This window comes from Streptomyces sporangiiformans, from assembly GCF_005768555.2.
Lineage (GTDB): Bacteria > Actinomycetota > Actinomycetes > Streptomycetales > Streptomycetaceae > Streptomyces > Streptomyces sporangiiformans.
In genome coordinates, this window is sequence record NZ_VCHX02000112.1 from 32,568 (window position 1) to 50,807 (window position 18,240).

Annotated in this window: 19 protein-coding genes; 6 read left to right on the plus strand and 13 right to left on the minus strand. The window is 71.5% G+C overall.

Annotation, left to right across the window (positions count from 1 at the left end; genetic code table 11):
* Positions 1-49 precede the first annotated feature (49 nt).
* Entirely contained in the window at positions 50-1,096 is a 1,047-nt protein-coding gene (locus FGD71_RS13730; RefSeq protein ID WP_119100714.1) for an endonuclease/exonuclease/phosphatase family protein, read from the minus strand.
* Positions 1,097-1,215: 119 nt separating this feature from the next.
* Positions 1,216-2,004 (minus strand): alpha/beta fold hydrolase, encoded by a 789-nt coding sequence (locus FGD71_RS13735; protein ID WP_119100715.1) that lies wholly within the window; start codon positions 2,002-2,004, stop codon positions 1,216-1,218.
* Between the two features lie 78 nt (positions 2,005-2,082).
* Between FGD71_RS13735 and FGD71_RS13740 the strand changes: the two genes are divergently transcribed.
* Positions 2,083-3,606, plus strand: a complete 1,524-nt coding sequence (locus FGD71_RS13740) for an aminotransferase-like domain-containing protein (protein ID WP_181359193.1) — start codon at positions 2,083-2,085, stop codon at positions 3,604-3,606.
* Here the strand turns inward: FGD71_RS13740 and FGD71_RS13745 are convergent.
* The 7 genes from FGD71_RS13745 to FGD71_RS13775 all read right to left on the minus strand — a co-directional run bounded on the left by FGD71_RS13745 (position 3,521) and on the right by FGD71_RS13775 (position 9,648).
* Positions 3,521-4,405, minus strand: a complete 885-nt coding sequence (locus FGD71_RS13745; RefSeq protein WP_240436573.1) for a hypothetical protein — start codon at positions 4,403-4,405, stop codon at positions 3,521-3,523. The genes FGD71_RS13740 and FGD71_RS13745 overlap by 86 nt on opposite strands.
* Before the next feature lie 126 nt (positions 4,406-4,531).
* Positions 4,532-5,392 (minus strand): ABC transporter permease, encoded by an 861-nt coding sequence (locus FGD71_RS13750; protein ID WP_119100716.1) that lies wholly within the window; start codon positions 5,390-5,392, stop codon positions 4,532-4,534.
* On the minus strand, positions 5,389-6,396 hold the full coding sequence (locus FGD71_RS13755) for an ATP-binding cassette domain-containing protein (protein WP_119100717.1): 1,008 nt from the start codon (positions 6,394-6,396) through the stop codon (positions 5,389-5,391). Before FGD71_RS13755 ends, FGD71_RS13750 begins: the two co-directional genes overlap by 4 nt.
* A gap of 377 nt (positions 6,397-6,773) precedes the next feature.
* Positions 6,774-7,187 (minus strand): hypothetical protein, encoded by a 414-nt coding sequence (locus FGD71_RS13760; RefSeq protein ID WP_119100718.1) that lies wholly within the window; start codon positions 7,185-7,187, stop codon positions 6,774-6,776.
* A gap of 155 nt (positions 7,188-7,342) precedes the next feature.
* The gene (locus FGD71_RS13765) at positions 7,343-7,951 is read right to left on the minus strand and encodes a hypothetical protein (RefSeq protein WP_119100719.1); all 609 of its coding nucleotides are present in this window, start codon (positions 7,949-7,951) and stop codon (positions 7,343-7,345) included.
* 105 nt (positions 7,952-8,056) lie between these two features.
* Positions 8,057-8,917: a sensor histidine kinase gene (locus FGD71_RS13770; protein ID WP_240436574.1), complete on the minus strand. Its 861-nt coding sequence runs from the start codon at positions 8,915-8,917 to the stop codon at positions 8,057-8,059.
* The gene (locus FGD71_RS13775) at positions 8,905-9,648 is read right to left on the minus strand and encodes a response regulator transcription factor (protein ID WP_181359194.1); all 744 of its coding nucleotides are present in this window, start codon (positions 9,646-9,648) and stop codon (positions 8,905-8,907) included. The genes FGD71_RS13770 and FGD71_RS13775 overlap by 13 nt, the downstream gene beginning before the upstream one ends.
* A gap of 198 nt (positions 9,649-9,846) precedes the next feature.
* On the opposite strand from FGD71_RS13775, the gene FGD71_RS13780 reads away from it, so the two are divergent.
* Complete coding sequence (locus tag FGD71_RS13780) at positions 9,847-10,947, plus strand: hypothetical protein (protein ID WP_119100720.1); 1,101 nt, start codon at positions 9,847-9,849, stop codon at positions 10,945-10,947.
* On the opposite strand, the gene FGD71_RS13785 is transcribed toward FGD71_RS13780, so the two are convergent.
* The 4 genes from FGD71_RS13785 to FGD71_RS47375 form a co-directional block, all read right to left on the minus strand.
* Complete coding sequence (locus tag FGD71_RS13785; protein ID WP_240436575.1) at positions 10,919-11,302, minus strand: hypothetical protein; 384 nt, start codon at positions 11,300-11,302, stop codon at positions 10,919-10,921. The two genes, FGD71_RS13780 and FGD71_RS13785, sit on opposite strands and share 29 nt — an antisense overlap.
* Positions 11,303-11,345: 43 nt before the next feature.
* Positions 11,346-12,587: an amidohydrolase gene (locus FGD71_RS13790; protein WP_119100722.1), complete on the minus strand. Its 1,242-nt coding sequence runs from the start codon at positions 12,585-12,587 to the stop codon at positions 11,346-11,348.
* Positions 12,588-12,725: 138 nt separating this feature from the next.
* Complete coding sequence (locus FGD71_RS13795) at positions 12,726-13,343, minus strand: dihydrofolate reductase family protein (RefSeq protein WP_119100723.1); 618 nt, start codon at positions 13,341-13,343, stop codon at positions 12,726-12,728.
* Positions 13,344-13,494: 151 nt separating this feature from the next.
* Entirely contained in the window at positions 13,495-13,641 is a 147-nt protein-coding gene (locus tag FGD71_RS47375; RefSeq protein ID WP_162931119.1) for a hypothetical protein, read from the minus strand.
* 200 nt (positions 13,642-13,841) lie between these two features.
* On the opposite strand from FGD71_RS47375, the gene FGD71_RS13800 reads away from it, so the two are divergent.
* The 4 genes from FGD71_RS13800 to FGD71_RS13815 all read left to right on the plus strand — a co-directional run bounded on the left by FGD71_RS13800 (position 13,842) and on the right by FGD71_RS13815 (position 18,143).
* The gene (locus FGD71_RS13800; RefSeq protein ID WP_119100724.1) at positions 13,842-15,185 is read left to right on the plus strand and encodes a helix-turn-helix domain-containing protein; all 1,344 of its coding nucleotides are present in this window, start codon (positions 13,842-13,844) and stop codon (positions 15,183-15,185) included.
* A 398-nt stretch (positions 15,186-15,583) separates the two neighbouring features.
* The gene (locus FGD71_RS13805; RefSeq protein WP_119100725.1) at positions 15,584-16,591 is read left to right on the plus strand and encodes a permease; all 1,008 of its coding nucleotides are present in this window, start codon (positions 15,584-15,586) and stop codon (positions 16,589-16,591) included.
* A 38-nt stretch (positions 16,592-16,629) separates the two neighbouring features.
* Entirely contained in the window at positions 16,630-17,424 is a 795-nt protein-coding gene (locus FGD71_RS13810; protein WP_119100726.1) for a TIGR03943 family putative permease subunit, read from the plus strand.
* 209 nt (positions 17,425-17,633) lie between these two features.
* Complete coding sequence (locus tag FGD71_RS13815; protein ID WP_119100732.1) at positions 17,634-18,143, plus strand: SigE family RNA polymerase sigma factor; 510 nt, start codon at positions 17,634-17,636, stop codon at positions 18,141-18,143.
* The last annotated feature ends 97 nt before the right edge of the window (positions 18,144-18,240 follow it).

An 18,240-nucleotide genomic window follows, 5' to 3' on the forward strand; every position in this document is an offset into this window, starting at 1 on the left:
CACTGACGTGGGCCGTCCCTCCTGCACAGGGGCGGCCCACGTCGCGTTCTCAGGCGCGTTCGTGGAGCGTCAGGTCCACGACCAGGGAGCGGTGGTCCGTGTTATCGAGGTCCAGGAAGCGGGCGCTGTTGGCCGAGAAGTCCCGCGAGACGAGGACGTGGTCGATCTGGGCGCCCAGGGCCGGGGCCGTTCTGGCCGGCCAGCTCGGTGTGCGGGGGTGTCCGGCGAGGCGGGCGCCGTCGCGCAGGCCCGTGTCCAGGATGCGGCGGAACGCGGCGTGGTCCTGGGAGGCGTTGAAGTCGCCCGCGAGGATGGTGGGGCGGGTCCGGTCGGCGGCCGCGTAGTCGCGCAGCGCGCCGAGTTCTTCGCGCCAGTCGTCCAGGTGGGCCGGGAGCGGGGGCATGGGGTGGGCGAGTTGGACGCGGATCTCTTTGCCCTTCACATCGGCTGTCGCGCCCGGCATCCCCATGGCGCCCGGGATCCCGGCGGCGGGCTTGAGGGGGTACCGGCTGAGGATGACGGACCCGTCGGAGCCGTTGCCCGGTACGGCCTGCCGGTAGGGGTACGTGTCCTGCGCGTTCTCCGTGCCCTGCGCGTCCTGCGTGTCCTTCCGTCCGAAGGCCTGCCTCAGCTTGTCCTCGCAGAGTGCCTCGCACTCCTCGACGAAGACGAGGTCCGGGCGTTCGCTCCGGACGGCCTTGATCAGCTCGTCGGTGGCCTGTCCGAACTCCACGTTCGACGTGAGCACGCGCAGTTCCACGAGTGGCGTGCCCTTCGCGTCGGCCGTCTTGCCGTACGGCTCGATGAACCAGGCGATCGTCGCCAGTGCGGCCACGCCCCAGACGAGTCCGAGGCGCCAGCGGGTGAGGGCGGCGAGGAGGAGGGCGGCTGCGGTGGGGGCGAGCAGCCAGGGCAGGAACGCGAGGAGTTGGGGTACGGGGGTGATGCCGTCGGTGTCGGCGATCCGGCACCCCACGACCGTGCTCACGCCGAGCAGCAGGAGCCCGGCGAGCCAGGCTCCTCCCCTCTGGCCGGGGCGCCGTGTCGCCGGGTCGTCGTCGATCCACTCGTACGTCTCTGCCGTAGCACTGCCCAAAGTCCATGCCTTCCGTTCACCCGGATCCTCTCTCAAAGACGGGGCGGGCGGTGGGACGGTTGCCGATCGACGGCGCCGACGAGAGCCTCGGCTCGGCTCGGATCGGCTTGGCACCGCTCTCAAGCGGACGAATCGGCCTGCTTCAAGAACGCGGCCAGCGCCTCGTTGAACTCGTCCGGGCGTTCCAGGTTCGGCATATGGGCTGCGCGGGCGATGATGTGGAGCGTGGAGCCGGGAAGGGCCTCGTGCATGGCCTGTGCGTCCGACGCCGGGGTGTAGGCGTCGTCCTCGCCGACCACGACCAGGGAAGGGACCCTGACCCGGGTCAGGAGGTCGCGGTAGTCGGGGCGTTCCGCGCGGCCGCGGAGGGCGGCGGCCGCGCCCTCGGGGGGTGTGCCGGTCATCATGCGGTGGACGTGTGCGGCCACGTCGGCGTCGGCGTACGGCGCGACCATCTTGTGGAGTACCTCGTCCGCGTACCCCCGCATGCCTTCCCGAAGGAGCCGGTCCGCCATCTCGCCCCGTGACTTCTTGCCGGCCGGGGTCTCCGGGGCGGGGAAGGTGTCGGCCAGGATCATGCCGTGGATGCGCTCCGGGAACTGGCGGTAGCACTCCATGACGATCTGGCCGCCCATCGACAGCCCGCCGAGGACGAAGCCGTCCACCCCCAGACTGTCCAGGAGGGCCGCGATGTCCTCGGCGAACGTGGCGAGCGGGGTGACCCCCGGGACGACCGGCGACGCGCCGTAGCCGCGCAGGTCGGGGGTGATCACCCGGCGGCCCGGGGAGAAGGCGGCCATCTGGGGCGCCCACATCGTGTGGTCGAAGGGATGGCCATGGATGAGAACAAGAGGCAGTGGCGTTGAGGCTTTCGTGCCTTTGTCCTCGTATGCGAGGAAGGGTGCCATGAGTGGACACTAAAGCGGCCCGGCTCCTCGGTGCAATAAAATCTTTGCCCTCGGTGCAATGCAAGGAGAGATGTTCGCGTGGAGGACTATCGGCGGATCGCCGACCGGCTGGCCGAGGAGATCCTCTCCGGGCGGCTCAAGCCCGGTGAACGCCTGCCGCCGCAGCGCGCGTTCGCGCGACAGCGCCGTATCGCCGGGTCCACGGCCGGGCGCGTGTACGCGGAGTTGGTGCGGCGCGGGCTGGTGGTCGGCGAGGTCGGGCGGGGGACATTCGTACGGGCGTCGCCCGCGCCGTCGGGGCGGGCCCTGGCGGAGGCGAGGGCCGAAGGCGAAGGAGAAGCAGAGGGCGAGGACGGGCAAGCCGAGGCCCGTATCAATCTGGAGCTCAACTACCCCGTCGCGGAGGGGCAGTCCGAACTGCTCGCCGCGGGGCTCGCGCCACTGCTGCGGCCCGATGTGCTGGCGGAGGCCACGCGTACGGCTCCCGCCACCGGCACGGCCGCCGCGCGCGAGGCGGTCGCCGGGCTGCTGGGCGGTCCGGGGTGGCGGCCCGCCCCGGAGCGGCTTCTCTTCGCGGGCAACGCACGCCAGGCCATCGCCGGCGCGCTCGCCGCGATCGTACGGCCGGGAGGCCGCGTGGGAGTCGAGGCGCTGACGTATCCGCTGGTCAAGGAGATCGCACGGCGGATCGGGGTCACACTCGTACCGCTCCCGATGGATGGGGAGGGGGTGCGACCCTCTGCCGTGGTCGCCGCCCATCGAGCGGCGCCGCTGTCCGCCGTGTACGTCCAGCCGACCCTCCACAATCCCACCTCCGTGACCATGGGGGACGGGAGACGGCGCGAACTGGCGGGGGTGGTACGGGCGTTGGACCTGCCCGTCGTAGAGGACCGGATCTGGTCCTTTCTGCGGGACGGCAAGGAGGGCCCCACTCCCTTCGCGTCCTACGCCCCCGAGCGCACGTTTCTCGTCGACGGCCTGTCCAAGCGCGTCGCCCCCGGGCTCACCGTCGGCTTCCTCGTCGTGCCGAAGGGGCGGGTGGACGCGGTCGCCGAGGCCCTGCGCTCCGGAGGGTGGACCGCGGGGCGATTCGCGTTGGAGGCCGCCGTGCGGTGGATCGGGGACGGGACCGTCGAGACGCTTGTCGCGGCCAAGCGGGCGGACGCGTACGCGCGGCAGCGGGTCGTCGAGGAATGGCTGGGCGAGTTCGCGGTACGGGCCGATCCGTACGCGTATTACGTCTGGTGGGAGCTGCCGCAGCCGTGGCGCGCGGACACGTTCGCGGCGGCGGCCGCGGCGCGCGGGGTCGCGGTCACGCCGGGTCCGGCGTTCGCCGTGGAACCGAGGCGCAGGGCGGGCTCGGGAAGAAGCTGCCCGCCCTTGTCACCGCCCCTGTCTCCGCCCATCTCCCCGCCCCTGTCCCCGCGCACGGCGTCCCCCGAAGACCGCCGGCCCTTGTCGTCCCCGCGCACGGCGACCCCGGGAGACCGCCCCTCCGTGTCCCCGGCGGATGCCGTCAGGCTTGGGCTCGCGTCTGTTCCGGTGCCGGAGCTGAGGGCCGCCCTGCGGACCCTCCGCGATGTCGCACGAAGCGGCCCATGAGCCAGGTCGTCGCCGCCACCGTGAGGCCCAGCGCGAGGATGACCCAGGTCGCCGTACGGAGCGTGGACGTGAGGGCGTCGTAGACCGCGCCCGCCGCGGTGCGGGAGACGTGCGGCGGGAGGTCGCCGAGGGCCAGCTCGCGGCCGACCGCGGTCGCCAGCGCGAGCAGCGCGGCGCCCAGGGCCAGGCCGAGCGCCGTCGCCATGACCGCCCGGCGGCGGCGTACCGCGAGAAGGATGCCGCCGACGGCCAGCGCTACCGCCGCGAGCGGGAGCCAGAAACCCGTGATCTCCAGCACGTCGAACCCTTTCCGCAGCGCGGCCACTTCCCGGGCCTCGATGACCGTGATCTTGGCGTGCGCGACGGGGATGCTGTGCGCCAGCGGCACGTGGTCGTCGGCCAGCCGGTCCTTGAGCCGCTCGGTGAGGGGTGCCAGGTCGAGGGTGACGGCGGTGTCGCGATCGCCGCGCAGGGCGCGCAGTACGGCGTCGTGGGTGGCGCGGTTCGCCGAGTCCCAGGCGGTACGGAAGGCCGGCGTGCCGGTGAAGGACCCCACCGCCTTGCGCACGAAGACGCGGATTTCGTCCTCGAGGGGCCCGGCCTCGACCTCCGACATGATCCCGTCGGTGACCGTGTCCGTGACCGCGCGCCGCACGTCGGGCCCGGCGGCGAGCGGTCCCATCGTGGCGACGTACCGCCCGGTGTCGCCGATCTCGTACGTCGCCCACGCCGAGAGCCCGCCGAGCGGCAGGAGGAGGCAACCGAGGACGATCAGCACCGCCGAGAGGACTTTCCGCACCCTTCAAGCAAGAACCCCGGCCGTGGCCTCCGCCAGCGGAGGACGGCCGGGGTGACTGCATCCGGACGTGGATTGCGTTCTTCCGGGGGGGCCGGGCAGGCGGTGCGGAGCCGCACCGCCTGGCGCCTACTTGCGGTTGTAGAGCCGCATCGTCACCGGGCCGAAGACCGCCACGAACAGCCCGGCCCAGCCCAGCGACCACGCGATCCCCTCGCCCGGCCAGGAGCCGGCCATCAGGTCGCGGACCGCCGAGGCGACATGCGTGACCGGGTTGTTGTTGACGAAGGCCTGGAGCCAGCCCGGCATCGTCTCGGGGCGGACGAAGATGTCGCTGAGGAAGGTCAGCGGGAACAGCACCATCATGCTGACGCTCATCACGGCCTTCTCCGTGCGCAGCAGCAGACCGAACATCGTCCACACCCAGGAGAAGGCGAAGCAGAAGACGATCAGCAGCGCCACGCCCGCCACGACTCCCGAGAAGCCGCCGTCCGGACGGAAGCCCATGATCAGGCCGACCGTGAGCATCACGATCGACGCGATCGTGTAGCGCAGGGCGTCACCGAGCAGATAGCCGACCATCGTCGACGGGCGCCAGATGGGCAGGGAGCGGAAGCGGTCGAAGACGCCCTTCTCGATGTCGATGTTGACCGCGAGGCCCGTGTACATCGTGATCATGGTGACGGACATGACGAGGATGCCGGGCAGCAGGTACTGGATGTACTCGCTCGGCGAGCCCGCGAGGGCGCCGCCGAACAGGTACGTGTACATCAGCACCATCATGATTGGGAACGCCGTCACATCGAAGAGCTGTTCGGGTACGTGCTTGATCTTGAGCATCGCCCGCCAGCCGAACGTCAGGGACGTCCGCAGCGCGTTCGGGCGGGGCGGCCGCTCCCGGGAGACGAGCAGTTCGGCCAGGCTTTCGGTGCGGACCGGGGCGAGCTCGCCGGTCTCCTTGGTCTCCGTGGTCGGCGTCGCGGTGCTCATGCCGTGGCCTCCTTAGCCTGCTCCTGCTCGGTCGTGCTACCGGTGAGGGCCAGGAACACCTCGTCCAGACTCGGCTGGCCCAGCGAGAAGTTGTCGACGGTGATGCCCGCGTGGGCCAGTTCGGCGAGAGCGCGGGAGGCCTTCTCGGAGGCTCCGTGCCCGTTGGCCACCCCATTGCCGACCCGGGCCGTGAGTGCCACCGGGTCCGCTTCCAGCTGTACGTCCGCGTCCAGGGTCTGCCGGAGCAGCCGCTCGGCCTCGGGGCGCCGGTGCGCGTCCCGCAACCGTACGTGCACGGCGCCCGCGCCGACCGAGGCCTTCAGCTCGCCCTTGGTGCCCTCGGCGATGACCTTGCCCTTGTCGATGACGGCGATCCGGGACGCCAACTGGTCGGCCTCGTCGAGGTACTGGGTGGTCAGCAGGACCGTCGTGCCCTGGGCGACGACCGCTCGTACGATCTCCCAGACCTGGTTGCGGCTGCGGGGGTCCAGTCCCGTCGTCGGCTCGTCCAGGAACAGCAGGTCCGGGGTGTTGAGGATGGACGCGGCGATGTCGATACGGCGCCGCATACCGCCGGAGTAGTTCTTCACCTGGCGGCCCGCCGCGTCCGACAGGCCGAAGGCGTCGAGGAGCTGGGCCGCGCGGTCGTACGAGGCCTTCTTGCTGTGGCCCGTCAGGCGGGCCAGCAGGACGAGGTTCTCGGTGCCGGTGAGGTCCTCGTCGACCGAGGCGTACTGCCCGGTGAGGCTGACCCGGCTGCGGACCGCGTCCGCCTCGCGCACGACGTCGTGGCCGAAGACGTGCGCCTCGCCGCCGTCGGGGCGCAGCAGGGTCGCCAGCATGCGCACGGTGGTGGTCTTGCCCGCGCCGTTCGGCCCGAGCAGGCCGTACACCGTGCCGGCCTCGATCCGCAGGTCCACGCCGTCGACGGCGCGGTTGTCGCCGAAGGTTTTCACCAGGCCGGCGGTCTCGATGGCCGGTCCGGCCAGATGTTCGCTCTTCATGTCCGCCCCATCCAGTCTTACGAATGCTTGTGCGACTCGCTGTGCACCGGCTCCGATTCGGTGCGAGCTGGCTGAGATGTAGACCCCGGCCGGGCAGCAAACTCATCGTAGGTTTCGGCAGCGGTTGCGTCCTGGGCTTTTTGTCCTAGTCCTGTGGTCGCTCCGGCTGCGGCTCCCGCCTCCGGTGGAGGGTTCACCCGAACGGGTGTTTCCTGGTTCTGGGGGCACAGAGCGATCATCCGGGGAGGGAGCGGGCCGGCCCGGATGGGGAACCGTGGGTGAACCGGGTCGCCCGCACGGACCTGAGGCCCCGGCTTGGGAGAGCCGGGGCCTCAGGCATGCCGGGCGGGCGCCGCTCGGCGCTCGCCCCGGCGTGGTCAGTCCTCCGTCGTGTAGAGCCGGTAGAACACCATCACGAACACCACCGCCGCGACCACGCACGCGATGACCGAGGACTTCAGGACGCTCTCGCCGGTGAGGCTGTAGAGGAAGCCGAGGGCGACGCCCGCGAACGCCGCCCACGCGCAGGCGCGCAGCTCACGGTGCAGGCGCGGGCCGATCACGCGCAGACCGAGGTAGACCGCGATGAAGGCGAGCCCCGACACCACGCCCAGCAGGACGTTCCAGCCGGTGATGGGTCCCGAGTCGCGTCCGATCGCACAGGCCCACAGCCCGTAGACGATGCCGCCGAGTACGGGGGCCGCGAGCCGCAGGGGGCTGACGTGCGGCCGTCCGGTGCTCGGTCGCGGGGCGCGGGGGAGTTCGCGTCGTGCGGGTGCCGCGTGAGCCATGAGAGCACTCCTGTCTCCTCGCCCCTGCCTCCAGGGCACACCTGGGGGCCCCGGCCGGCAAGTCGGGGTGCGGGCCGGGCCTGCCCGGGGTGCGTCCCCGGGCAGGCCGGCGGTCGCGGCGGTCGCGGCGGCCGTCGCGCTGCGTGCCGTGTGTCTCAGCAGTCGCCGGAGCTCATGGCGCGCTCGCGGAACACCGGGCTCTCGCCGTACGTGTTGTCGGGGTCGACGCCGGTCATCGTCACGTCGTTGACGTACCAGATGTAGTGGCCGTAGAAGCGCTCGCCGAAGTTGAGCTGGTAGTAGCCGTGCGCCTTGACCTTGTGCGCCCGGTGGGTGAGCCAGCCCTTCTTGCGCGGGGCGATCCACAGGCTCTCGGTGCGCGACTCGGTGTGGGACTTCTCCCAGGTCTTGCCGGTGGCGCTGCTGAATCCGGCGGTGAAGGCCTCGAAGGCCCCGCCGAACTCTATGGTCTGCGTCGTCGAGGTGCCGGTCGTCGTGGTGTCCGACCACGTCTTGGAGATGTTCTGGTCGACGCTGGTGCAGTTGAAGGCGTCGGAGGTGACGCGCTTCTCGGGGCCCAGATACTTGTCGACCGACTCGACGTGGAACTCGCACCGGTCCGTGCCGTTGTTGCACTTCTCGAGGAGCTGGGCGACGGTCGGACTCTCCTCGGCCATGGCGGTGCCGGGGGTGGCGACGACGGCGGCGGCCAGGACGACCGCGGAGCCGAAAACGGCGGCGACTTTGTTCCGTAGGGACGACATGCGGCTCAGTAAATCGAGCGCGGATCCGGAATCGATCCGTACAACATCAGGATTTCCTCAGGATTCGGCAGAGGGCGTCAGGTTCCTCAGAGGGCGTCAGGTTCCTCAGGGCGCCGCGGGCAACCGGACCCTGAACCAGGCTCCGCCGACGGAGTGTTCGAGGGCCGCCGTGCCGCCGTGGGCGGCGGCGACCGTCGCGACCACACTGAGCCCGAGCCCGACGCCGCTGCCGGGCGTGGCGGCGCCCGCGTCCCCTCGGACGAACGGTTCGAAGATCCGGGCGCGCAACTCGGGCGGCACTCCCGGCCCGTCGTCCGTGACCTCGACGACCCGGTAGCCGTCCTCCGTGCCCACGGCCAGCGTGGTCGAGGTGCCCTCGGGCGTGTGACGGCGGGCGTTGGCCAGCAGGTTGGCGACCACTTGATGGAGCCGCAGCGGGTCACCGCGGACGATGTGCTCGCCGGGCGCGACGAGCAGCCGTACCGGGTACGCGGGATGGCAGTCACGGGCGGCCGCGGCCGCCTCGCGGCACAGCTCGGCCAGGTCCACCCGCCGGCGCCGCAGCTCCCGGCCGAGGTCGTGGCGGGAGAGCAGGACCAACTCGTCGATGAGCGAGTCCATGCGCTCGATCTCGTCGTGCACCCGCCCGAGCGCCTCGGTGCGCACGCGCTCCTGCGACCGGTCGCCGACGAAGGCGAGTTGGGCGTAGCCGGAGATGGTGGTCAGCGGGTTGCGCAGCTCGTGTCCCGCGGTGAGCAGGAACTCCCGCAGCCGCCGCTCCGACTCCGCCCACCGCCGTGCCTCCCGCCGGCGCACCCATCGCACCACGGCCGGCACGGCGGCGAGCAGCAGCACCGCGACACCGAGCTCGGCCTGGAGGAGCCAGGCGAGGGCATCGGGGCCGACCGCCGCGGTGTACACGGTCTTTTCTACGGGGGTGGCGTCGACGGTGTTCAGTCCGCGCACAGCAGATAGCCCACACCGCGGACGGTCCGTATGAGCGACTGGCCCCGGTCGTCCAGCTTCCGCCGCAGGTAGTAGACGCAGGTGTCCACGATGCCCGAGCCCTCGGCACGGTGGTTCCAGACGCGTTCCTGGATCTGGGCACGGGACAGCACCCGGCCGGAGTTCTCCATCAGATAGCGCAGCAGGGCGAACTCGGTCGGGGTGAGCCGGACGGGCTTCCCGTCCGCCCAGACCTGGTGCGCGTCGGGGTCGAGCAGTATGTGCCCGGCGCTCAAGTGGCGGCGCCGCGCGGGCCGTTCGGCGGTGCGGCGCAGCAGGGCGCGGACCCGGGCCGCCACCTCCTTCAGCTCGAACGGCTTGGTGACGAAGTCGTCGCCGCCCAGATCGAGTCCGCGCACCCGGTCGTCGACGTCGCTGCGGCCGGTGATGAACAGCACCGGCACGGTGAGGCCCCGTTGGCGCAGGGTCCGGCAGACCTCGAAGCCGTCGACGTCGGGGAGGTTGACGTCGAGCAGTACGAGATCGGGGGCGCGGCGCGTGACGGCCCGGAGGGCCTGCCGGCCGGTGGCGGCGCAGGTCACCTCGAAGCCGAGGAATTCCATGGCCATCGTGAGCATGCCGCGGACCCCGTCTTCGTCGTCCACCACGAGGAGATGGGCGGCTGAGGGGGTGGTGTCGGTGGTGGGGGCGTCGGCAGCGTTGGCGGGGGTGTGGGGGACAGGGTGGGTCATGTCCTGTTCCTTTGCTGACCTTCTGATACCTCAAGTACCTCATGCGTCACAGGCACACCCATGGTCACACGTACCGATAGGTAGGGGGCGTCCTTCCGGGGGCTTCGTTCGCACGCCCGGGGGCATCCCGTGCCCCCGCTTTGCACGCGCAGCGGTTACGGTGCTGCAGTGGCGAACGATGGGGAGGGGGCGGGAACGATGCCTGGAACCGTGCTGTTGCTCGCGGCTTCGCCGGTGGGCAAGGGATGTCTCGTGGACGCGGCATCGGTGCTTCCCGTGCTCGCGGCGGTGGCGCCCGCCGTGCTCTCCGGGGCGGACACCGCGAACGTGGTCGAACTGGCGGACCCGTTGGAGCCCCAGGCGGTCCTGACCCGGCTGCGTGCCGCGGCGACGGCTCCCGGCCCGCTCACGGTCTTCCTCACCGGGCAGCTCCAACTCGACCGCCGCCAGCGGCTTCCGCACCTGGCGCTGGCCCGTACGACCCCGTCGACCGTCCGCTACACCGGTTTCCCCTGGCACTGGATCCGCGAGGAGCTGCGGCTGCGCGCGCCGGGTGGCACGACGTTGTTCGTCGACCTGCACGCCGACGCGGAGACTTGGCAGTACCTGGGCACCCAGCCGCTCGACGTCGGGCCGGGGGTCCGGCTGTACGGCCGGATCGCACCGCCTCCGCCGAGACGTACGGTCGCGACACCGACGTATATGAAGTCCCTCGCCACGATCCTGCGCAGCGGCCACCGTCCGCCGCCGGCGCAGCTTCATCAGCAGGCGCTCACACGGGCGATCGGTGAGGAACCGCGGAGCGTACAGCGGGACTTGGTGCTGGCGGTCGATCCGGTCGCGCCCGCGCCCGCCGACCCCCACGCCGGGATCACCGCCGCCGTCCAGGCCGGGCGGCACGACGAGGCGTCCGCGCTGGCCGCGCAGTGGGAACAGGCCGCGTTGCGTACGTTCGGGCCGGGCAGTGACGAGGTCATCCACTGGATGGAAGTACGAGCGGATCTGGCCATGTTCGCCGGCGACGCCGTACGCAGCTGCCGGACCTGGCTGACCGTGGCCGACGTACGGCTCGGCGCGGGCCAGGCACCCGACGCCCCCGGCGTCGAGGCGGCCGTCGACCGGGCCCACCACCAGTGGGGCCGCGTCACCGACGCGGGCCTGGCCCGCGAACTGGGCTCCACGCTGGCCGAGTTGCGCCACCGCGTGCCGGGCCGCCGCGCGGGCGCGCTCCAGGACGTCCACACGCGGCTGGCGCGGCTGGCGGGATCCGTCAGTCCCGTTGGTCCAGGAATTTCTTGAACTCGGCCAGTGACTGCTCCAGATCCGTTCGCCCCGCGTCGTCGGCCGGGAGCTCGCTCAGGTGGGTCCGCGCGAATTCCTCGGCGGCGTCGAAGACGGCCGCGGCGACCTCTTCGGCGGACGACCGGTGCACGAGCGATCCCTGGTGGCTCGTGGCGATCGTCCCGCGCTTCTCGCGCCTGAAGTCCAGCGAGAACGACGAGTCGACGGCCGAGGACGCGTAGGTGCGGGCCCGACCGGAGAGAAACCGCCGCAGGCCGTCCAGGAGCAAGGTCACGGACAGGTAGATCATCATGGCCTGGTCGGGGGTGTGGTCCCGGGAGCTCGCCTGCCCCTCGCTGCCCGAGACGTCCATGTGCCCCAGGTCGAAACCGGACGGCGGCGGAAGTTCGTTCGCGTCACCGCACCGACAGCATCTCCAGCGCACCGGAGACCAGCGTGCGCACCCCCGGCCCCACTGTTGCCAAGTCGGGGGCGAACTGGGGGCTGTGATTGCTGGGCACCGCCGCGAGTTGTTGCATCAGGTCGCCGCCGGCGGCCGCGTCCCATACCTCGGCCGGGGTGCTCGTCACGAACCAGTACGAGTAAGGGAGGCCGCCCTCGGCGAGGAAGGGGAAGTCCTCGCTGCCCATCACCGGGCCGAAGTCGAGGACCGCGCCCGCGCCGAAGACCTCGCCGTGGACGGCGGCGACGCGGCGGTCGGTGTCCATGTCGTTCACGGTGACCGGGAAGCTGCTGCCCACGGTGACCGTGGGCTCGCGGGGGCAGCCCGCCGCCGTGCACTCGCCCGCGGCGATACGGCGGATCGCGGCGAGCATCCGGTCGCGTACGTCGGCGGACTGCGTACGGAGGTTGATGGCGATGTGCGCCTCGGACGGGATGATGTTGTGCCGGGTGCCCGCCTCGATCTTCCCGACCGTCAGCACGGCGGGCTCGCGGGCCGCCAACTCCCGTGAGACGACGGTCTGCAGGCGCGTCACGATGTACGCGGCCGTCACCACCGGGTCGACCGTCGCCTCCGGCCGGGACCCGTGGCCGCCCACCCCGTGCACGACGATGTCGACGTCCGTCGAGGCGGACATGATCAGGCCCGGCGAGTGGGCGTACAGCCCGGTCGGACCGGGCGCCGCGTGCTGGGCGAGCAGGACGTCCGGGCGCGGGAAACGCTCGTACAGCCCGTCGTTGACCATCGCGGCCGCGCCCTCGCCGGTCTCCTCGGCGGGCTGGCCCACGACGAGCAGCGTGCCGGACCAGCTGTCGCGGCCGGCGGCCAGCGCGGAGGCCGCGCCGGTCAGCCAGGTGACGTGCAGGTCGTGACCGCAGGCGTGCATGACGCCGGGCGTCTCGGAGGCGTACGGCAGCCCGGTCTCCTCGGCGACCGGCAACGCGTCCATGTCGCCGCGCAGCAGCACGGTCGGCCCCTCGCCGTTGCGCAGCACACCGACCACACCCGTGCCGCCGACGCCCTCGGCCGTCTCGTACCCGGCCGCGTGCAGGCCCTCGGCGAGCTTCGCGGCCGTGCGGTACTCGCTCTTGGACAGCTCCGGGTGGCGGTGCAGATCCCGGTAGAAGTCCTCCAGCGCGGGGAGCGGGAGATCGGCGGTGAGGTCCAGCGCGGTGCGGGCGGCGGAAGAGGTCACGGGTCGCAGCGTACGGGGTGGTTCCAGGATGGGTGCCGGAGCGGCGTCACTCGCCGGGGCCGTCCATCATGTCGGGGAGCGTGCGGGCCGCCGACGGGTACGCCGGTCTTCAGGATCGGCCCTCCGGCGGGACGAGGTCTACGCGTCGGCCCCGTACGTCCCGTACTCCGGCAGGCCCGCCGATTCGTAGATGTGCACCGCCAGTCCGCCCGGCGTCGTCTCGTTGCTCAGGAGCCGCAGGCCCGCCGGGGCGCCGCCGTCCGGGAACAGGCGTCGGCCATGGCCCACGACCACCGGGGCGATCACCAGGCGCAACGTGTCGATCAGACCGGCGGCCAGGAGCGACTGGGCCAGTTGGGCGCTGCCGTGGATCTGCAGCTCCCGTCCGGGCTGTCGCTTCAGTTCGGCGACCTGGGCGGGGACGTCCTGGGACAGGATCGTGGTCGGGTTCCAGTCCGCCTTGGTCAGGCTGTGGGAGGCCACGTACTTCGGCAGTCCGTTCAGGATGCCGGCGAACGGGTCGTCCGGGTCGGTGATCTTCGGCCAGTCCCGTGCGAAGTTCACGTAGGTGCGGCGGCCGAACAGGAACGCGTCCGCCTCGCCGAGCCAGGTGGCGGCCAGCCGCACGAACTCCTCGTCCAGGTGCGGCACGAACCAGCCTCCCCGGGTGAACCCGTCGCTGGTGTCCTCTTCTGGGGAGCCGGGGCCCTGGGAGACACCGTCCAGCGTCAGGAACTCCGTCAGGGTCAGCTTCATCGCGCACCACTTTCTCTTCGGTGGACTGGGGGACGTGGCCGTCCCATCCCCTGGAGACACCATGGCGCTCGGAAACTCATCGGTGCGCGTGCCACCCGATCGCCGCCGATCGTGTCGGGGACATTCGCCCACTCGCCCCTGTTCACCACCGTCAGGGATGCGGTCCCGCCGCCCCCGCGCTGATCAGTGCCGCGCAAGCGATGACCGCGGCGCACAGGGCCGTGACGTAGCGGGCTGTGGGGTGGCGGGCCGTGAGGGGGCGGGGCGAGAGGTAGCGCGCGGAAATACGTCGGAACACGGCGACACCTCGCATCGTCAGCGTCGTATTAAGTGTGCGTAATCGTAGGTTTAACGCGCCGCTTAACGTAGGGCGTCTCGCGCGCCGGGGCAAGGGGGGTGGCGGCTCGTGGAAGGTTTCTTCCAGGTGTGAACTGCCCCGTTGTCAAAGGAAGTTGGATAGGGCACGGAAGCAGGTCGACTTGCTGGCATGCTGGGGCCATGGCCGAGCGTGACGACCCGGGAATCATCGGGCGCAGGGTGCAGCAGTTGCGTACGGAACGCGGGCTGACGCAGAAGCAGTTGGCGGAAGGCGCGTACACCCCCGCGTACGTCTCCACGCTCGAGGCGGGACGCGTACGGCCCTCGGAGGAGGCGTTGCGGCACATCGCGGCGCGGCTCGGTGTGGCGTACGAGGAGCTGGCCACCGGGCGGCCCGCGCACCTCGCCACGGATCTGCGGCTGAGGCTCACCGACGCGCAGCGCACGCTCGCGACGGGCGGGGCGGAGGCGGCGGCCGAGCAGTACGCCGTGCTGCTCGCGGAGGCGGAGGCGCACGGACTCGACGACGAGTGTGCGACCGCGTTGCTGGGGCTGGGTGAATGCGCCCTGGAGTCCGGGGACCTGGTGGCCGGGCGGCTGCGGTTCGAGCAGGCGGAGAAACGGCTCGCGGACAAGCCGCTGCCGAGTCGGGTACCGGCCCTGAGGGGGCGGGCGGTCGCACACTACCTGGCGGGTGAACTCCGTTACGCCTGCTACCTGTTGGAGTCCGCCCTCGACGAGCTCAACCGGACCGGGCTGCACGATCCGAGCGCTCTGGTGCTTCTCTACGGGAGCGTGATCGGGCCGTACATGGACATGGGGGCGCATGCGCGGGCCGCCCAGGCCGCGGAGTTCGCCCTCGCGCTGGCTCCGCAGGTGCAGGATCCGGCGCTGGTGGCCCGTATGCACCGGTCCGTCGCCCGGACGCTGCTGGCCGAGGGGCGGGTCGCGGAGGCGGACGCGTCCCTGGGGAAGGCGGCGGAGCTGTACCGGCAGCTTCAGATCAGTACGGAGCTGGCCAACTGCCACTGGATGCGCGGCTATTTGCACGCCCAGAACGGCGAACTGGAGCGGGCCGAGAACGAGTTGCGCGAGGCCCAGGCGATCCTGGTCGACAAGCGGGCGACGCTCTACACCAGTCAGGTCGTGGTGGAGCTGGCGGACGTTCTGCACCGGCGGGGAAAGTCGGAGGAGGCCGCGGGGCTGCTCCATGACGTGCTCGAGGACCTGAGTTCGGAGCGGGGGGCCGTTCACTCGGCGGCGGCTCACCGGCTGCTCGGGATCATCGCCGAGGACGCGCGGGACACGGAGACGGCCGAGGAGCACTACGTCCGGGCGATGAGTTTGCTGGAGCGGGCCGGGGCGGCGGGCGATCTGGCCGACCTGTGCCGCATGCTCGGCGATCTGCTGCGGCGGACGGGGCGGGTGGAGGCGGCGTTGAACGCGTACCGCACGGGTCTGGGGCATCGGACGACTCCGGGAACCACGACACTGGGCCCCGCGCCGGCGCATCCGCCGTTGTGAGGGGTGGGGTTCCTCGCCCCCGCCGCCCCTGCCCGTCCCATCCCGTTCCCGGGGGCCAGCCCCCGGACCCCCGCTCCTCAAACGCCGGAGGGGCTGACATACCCAGCCCGTCATGGGGGTCCCCCCTGCTCGAGCGAAGCCGAGAGCTTGGGGGAGTTTGAGGACGAGGCCGTTCAGGCCGATACGGGGGTCTGGGGGCGCAGCCCCCAGGATGAGGATGGGACGGGTAGGGGCGGCGGGGGCGAAAAACCGCCGTGGCCGTCGCCCGCCGGTTAGCCTGCGGGGAGCAGTGGGGTGGGCGAGGCGGGAAGCAGCACGTGGAGAANAAAACCGCCGTGGCCGTCGCCCGCCGGTTAGCCTGCGGGGAGCAGTGGGGTGGGCGAGGCGGGAAGCAGCACGTGGAGAACCGAGGAAGTCTGGCCGACGGGGCGCGGTGGGTCGCCCGCACGTCGGTGTACGTAGTGGTAGGCGGCATCGCCCTGATCGCCATCGCCACCGTCGCCTCCGTCCTCGGCCCGATGCTCGCGATCGACGTCGCGACGCCCGCGATGGGCGCGTGGTGGACGGTGTTCACGGCGGTCGCGGTGCAGGGCATCCCCTTTCTGCTGCTGGGAACGGTGGTGTCGGCGGCCATCGGGGCGTTCGTACCGGAGCGGGTCTTCAGCCGCGTACTGCCCCGCCGGCCGGCGCTCGCCGTCCCCGTGGCGGGGGCGGCAGGGGTCGTGCTGCCGGGGTGCGAGTGCGCCTCCGTGCCCGTGGCCGACAGCCTGATGCGGCGCGGCGTCGCGCCGGCGGCCGCGCTGGCCTTTCTGCTGTCCGCACCCGCCATCAATCCCGTCGTACTCGTCGCCACCTCCATCGCCTTCCCGGGGAACCCGGCCATGGTCGGCGCCCGGCTCGTCGCCTCGCTCGCCACCGCCGTGGTGATGGGGTGGCTGTGGGTCCGGTTCGGGAAGGAGGAGTGGCTGCCCCGGCGGCGTACGGGCGGCAAGGGGGGCTCCCCGAGAGGGTGGGGCGGGTTCAGGGACGGACTCCAACACGACTTCCTGCACGCCGGCGGCTTTCTCGTGCTGGGCGCGGCCGCCGCGGCGACGTTCAACATCCTCGTCCCCCGGTCCGTGCTCGACGTCTTCACCGGGTCGCCCTGGATGTCGGTGCTGCTGCTGGCCGTACTCGCCGTCGTGCTGTGCGTCTGCTCCGAGGCCGACGCATTTGTCGCGGCCTCGCTGACGGGCTTCTCCCCCACCGCGCGGCTCGCCTTCATGGTGGTCGGGCCGATGGTGGACCTGAAACTCTTCGCACTTCAGACGGGAACCTTCGGCCGTGCCTTCGCCGTACGGTTCTCGTCCGTGACCTGGGTGGTGGCCGTGACGAGCAGTGTGCTGACGGGATGGTGGCTCCTGTGAGGCAGCCCGTGCGACGGCGACTGCGACCGCGTCTGCGCATGCAGGAGGTGCTGCTGCTCCTCTGCGGGGCGGCGCTCCTGAGGATCTCGCTCTTCAGCGAGCTGTATCTGCGGTACGTGAAGGAAGGGCTGCGGCCGTATCTGATCACCTCGGGGGTACTGCTGATCGTGCTCGGAATGCTGAGCATGGCCAGGCGTGTGGACCCCGAAGACAGGGACCCCGAAGACAAGGACCCAGAGGACGAGGGCACCGAAGACGAGGACACCGAAGATCACGGCCACGATCACACCCGAGGCCCCCGCATCGCCTGGCTCCTCGCGGCCCCCGCCCTCGCCCTCCTTCTCTTCCCTCCCCCCGCCCTGGGCTCGTACAGCGCCGACCGAGAGGAGGCGAAGGTCGCGGCACAGGGCGTCGGCACCTTCCCCGAACTCCCGCCCGGCCCGGCCGAGGACCCCGTCGACCTCACCCTGGGCTCTTTCGCGTCCCGCGCCCAGTGGGACAGCGGCGCGTCCATGAAAGGGCGAACCCTCCGGCTCACCGGTTTCGTGACGCGGCACAGCAACGGCGACGGAGACGACGGCGGCAACGGCAACGGCAACGGCAACGGCACCTGGTACGTCGCCCGCCTGCTCGTCTCCTGCTGCGCGGCCGACGCCCAAGCCCTGAAAGTCCAGATCCGCGGCGCCGAAGCCCCCGCGGCCGACACCTGGGTGACCGTCACCGGCACCTGGCACCCCACCGGCAAACCCGGCTCGAACGAGGCCCGCCCGGTCCTCGACGCCACCTCGGTCCGACACGTGAAGCAGCCGTCGAACCCGTACGAGAAGCGCTGAGCGTCCCGCATCAGTAGGTACGGGCCAGCAGGGTTGGAGAGGGCGTGGAGGCCGCCGTCATGCCTCCGCCCCTGTGAATGCCGGGCCTTTAAACCCCGTCCTCATGGGTGGCCCACGGTCTTGTGCTTCGATGTACGCGACGTACAGGACCAGTACGCATGGCGGAGGTGCCCGGGTGGCACGGGCTTCCGCGGACTCCGGCGGGGGGCATGACCGAGGAAGAGTTCGACGCGTTCTACGCTGCCGCGTTCCCGCGGCTGACCGGGCAGCTCTACGCCTTCACCGGGGACCACGGTGAGGCGCAGGACGTCGTCCAGGAAGCGTTCGTACGCGCCTGGGACCGGCGGCGTGAGTTCCTGGCCGACGGGGCTCCCGAGGCGTGGATCCGCACCGTGGCGATGCGGCTCGCGGTGAGCCGCTGGCGGCGGGCGCGGCGTTGGCTGGAACTCGTGCGCCGCAATCCGCCGCCGGAGCACATGCCCGGACCGGGCCCGGAGCGCACCGCGCTCGTCGAGGGGCTGCGCACGCTGCCCGAGACACAGCGCAGGGCTGTCGTTCTGCACCATCTGTGCGACCTGAGTGTTGAGCAGGTAGCCTCCGAGACCGGTGCGCCCGTGGGCACGGTCAAGGCCCGCCTGTCCCGTGGCCGGGCCGCGCTGGCGCGGTGGCTGAGCGCGGACGACGAACTGGGTGAGAGGGAGGACGACTGTGTCCGATGAACCCACACCCGGGTCCCAGTCCCAGCCAGCCACCCCCGGGTCCTTGCCCGACGAGCCCACCCCCCACCCCCAGCCCGACGAGCCCCCGCCCAGCGAG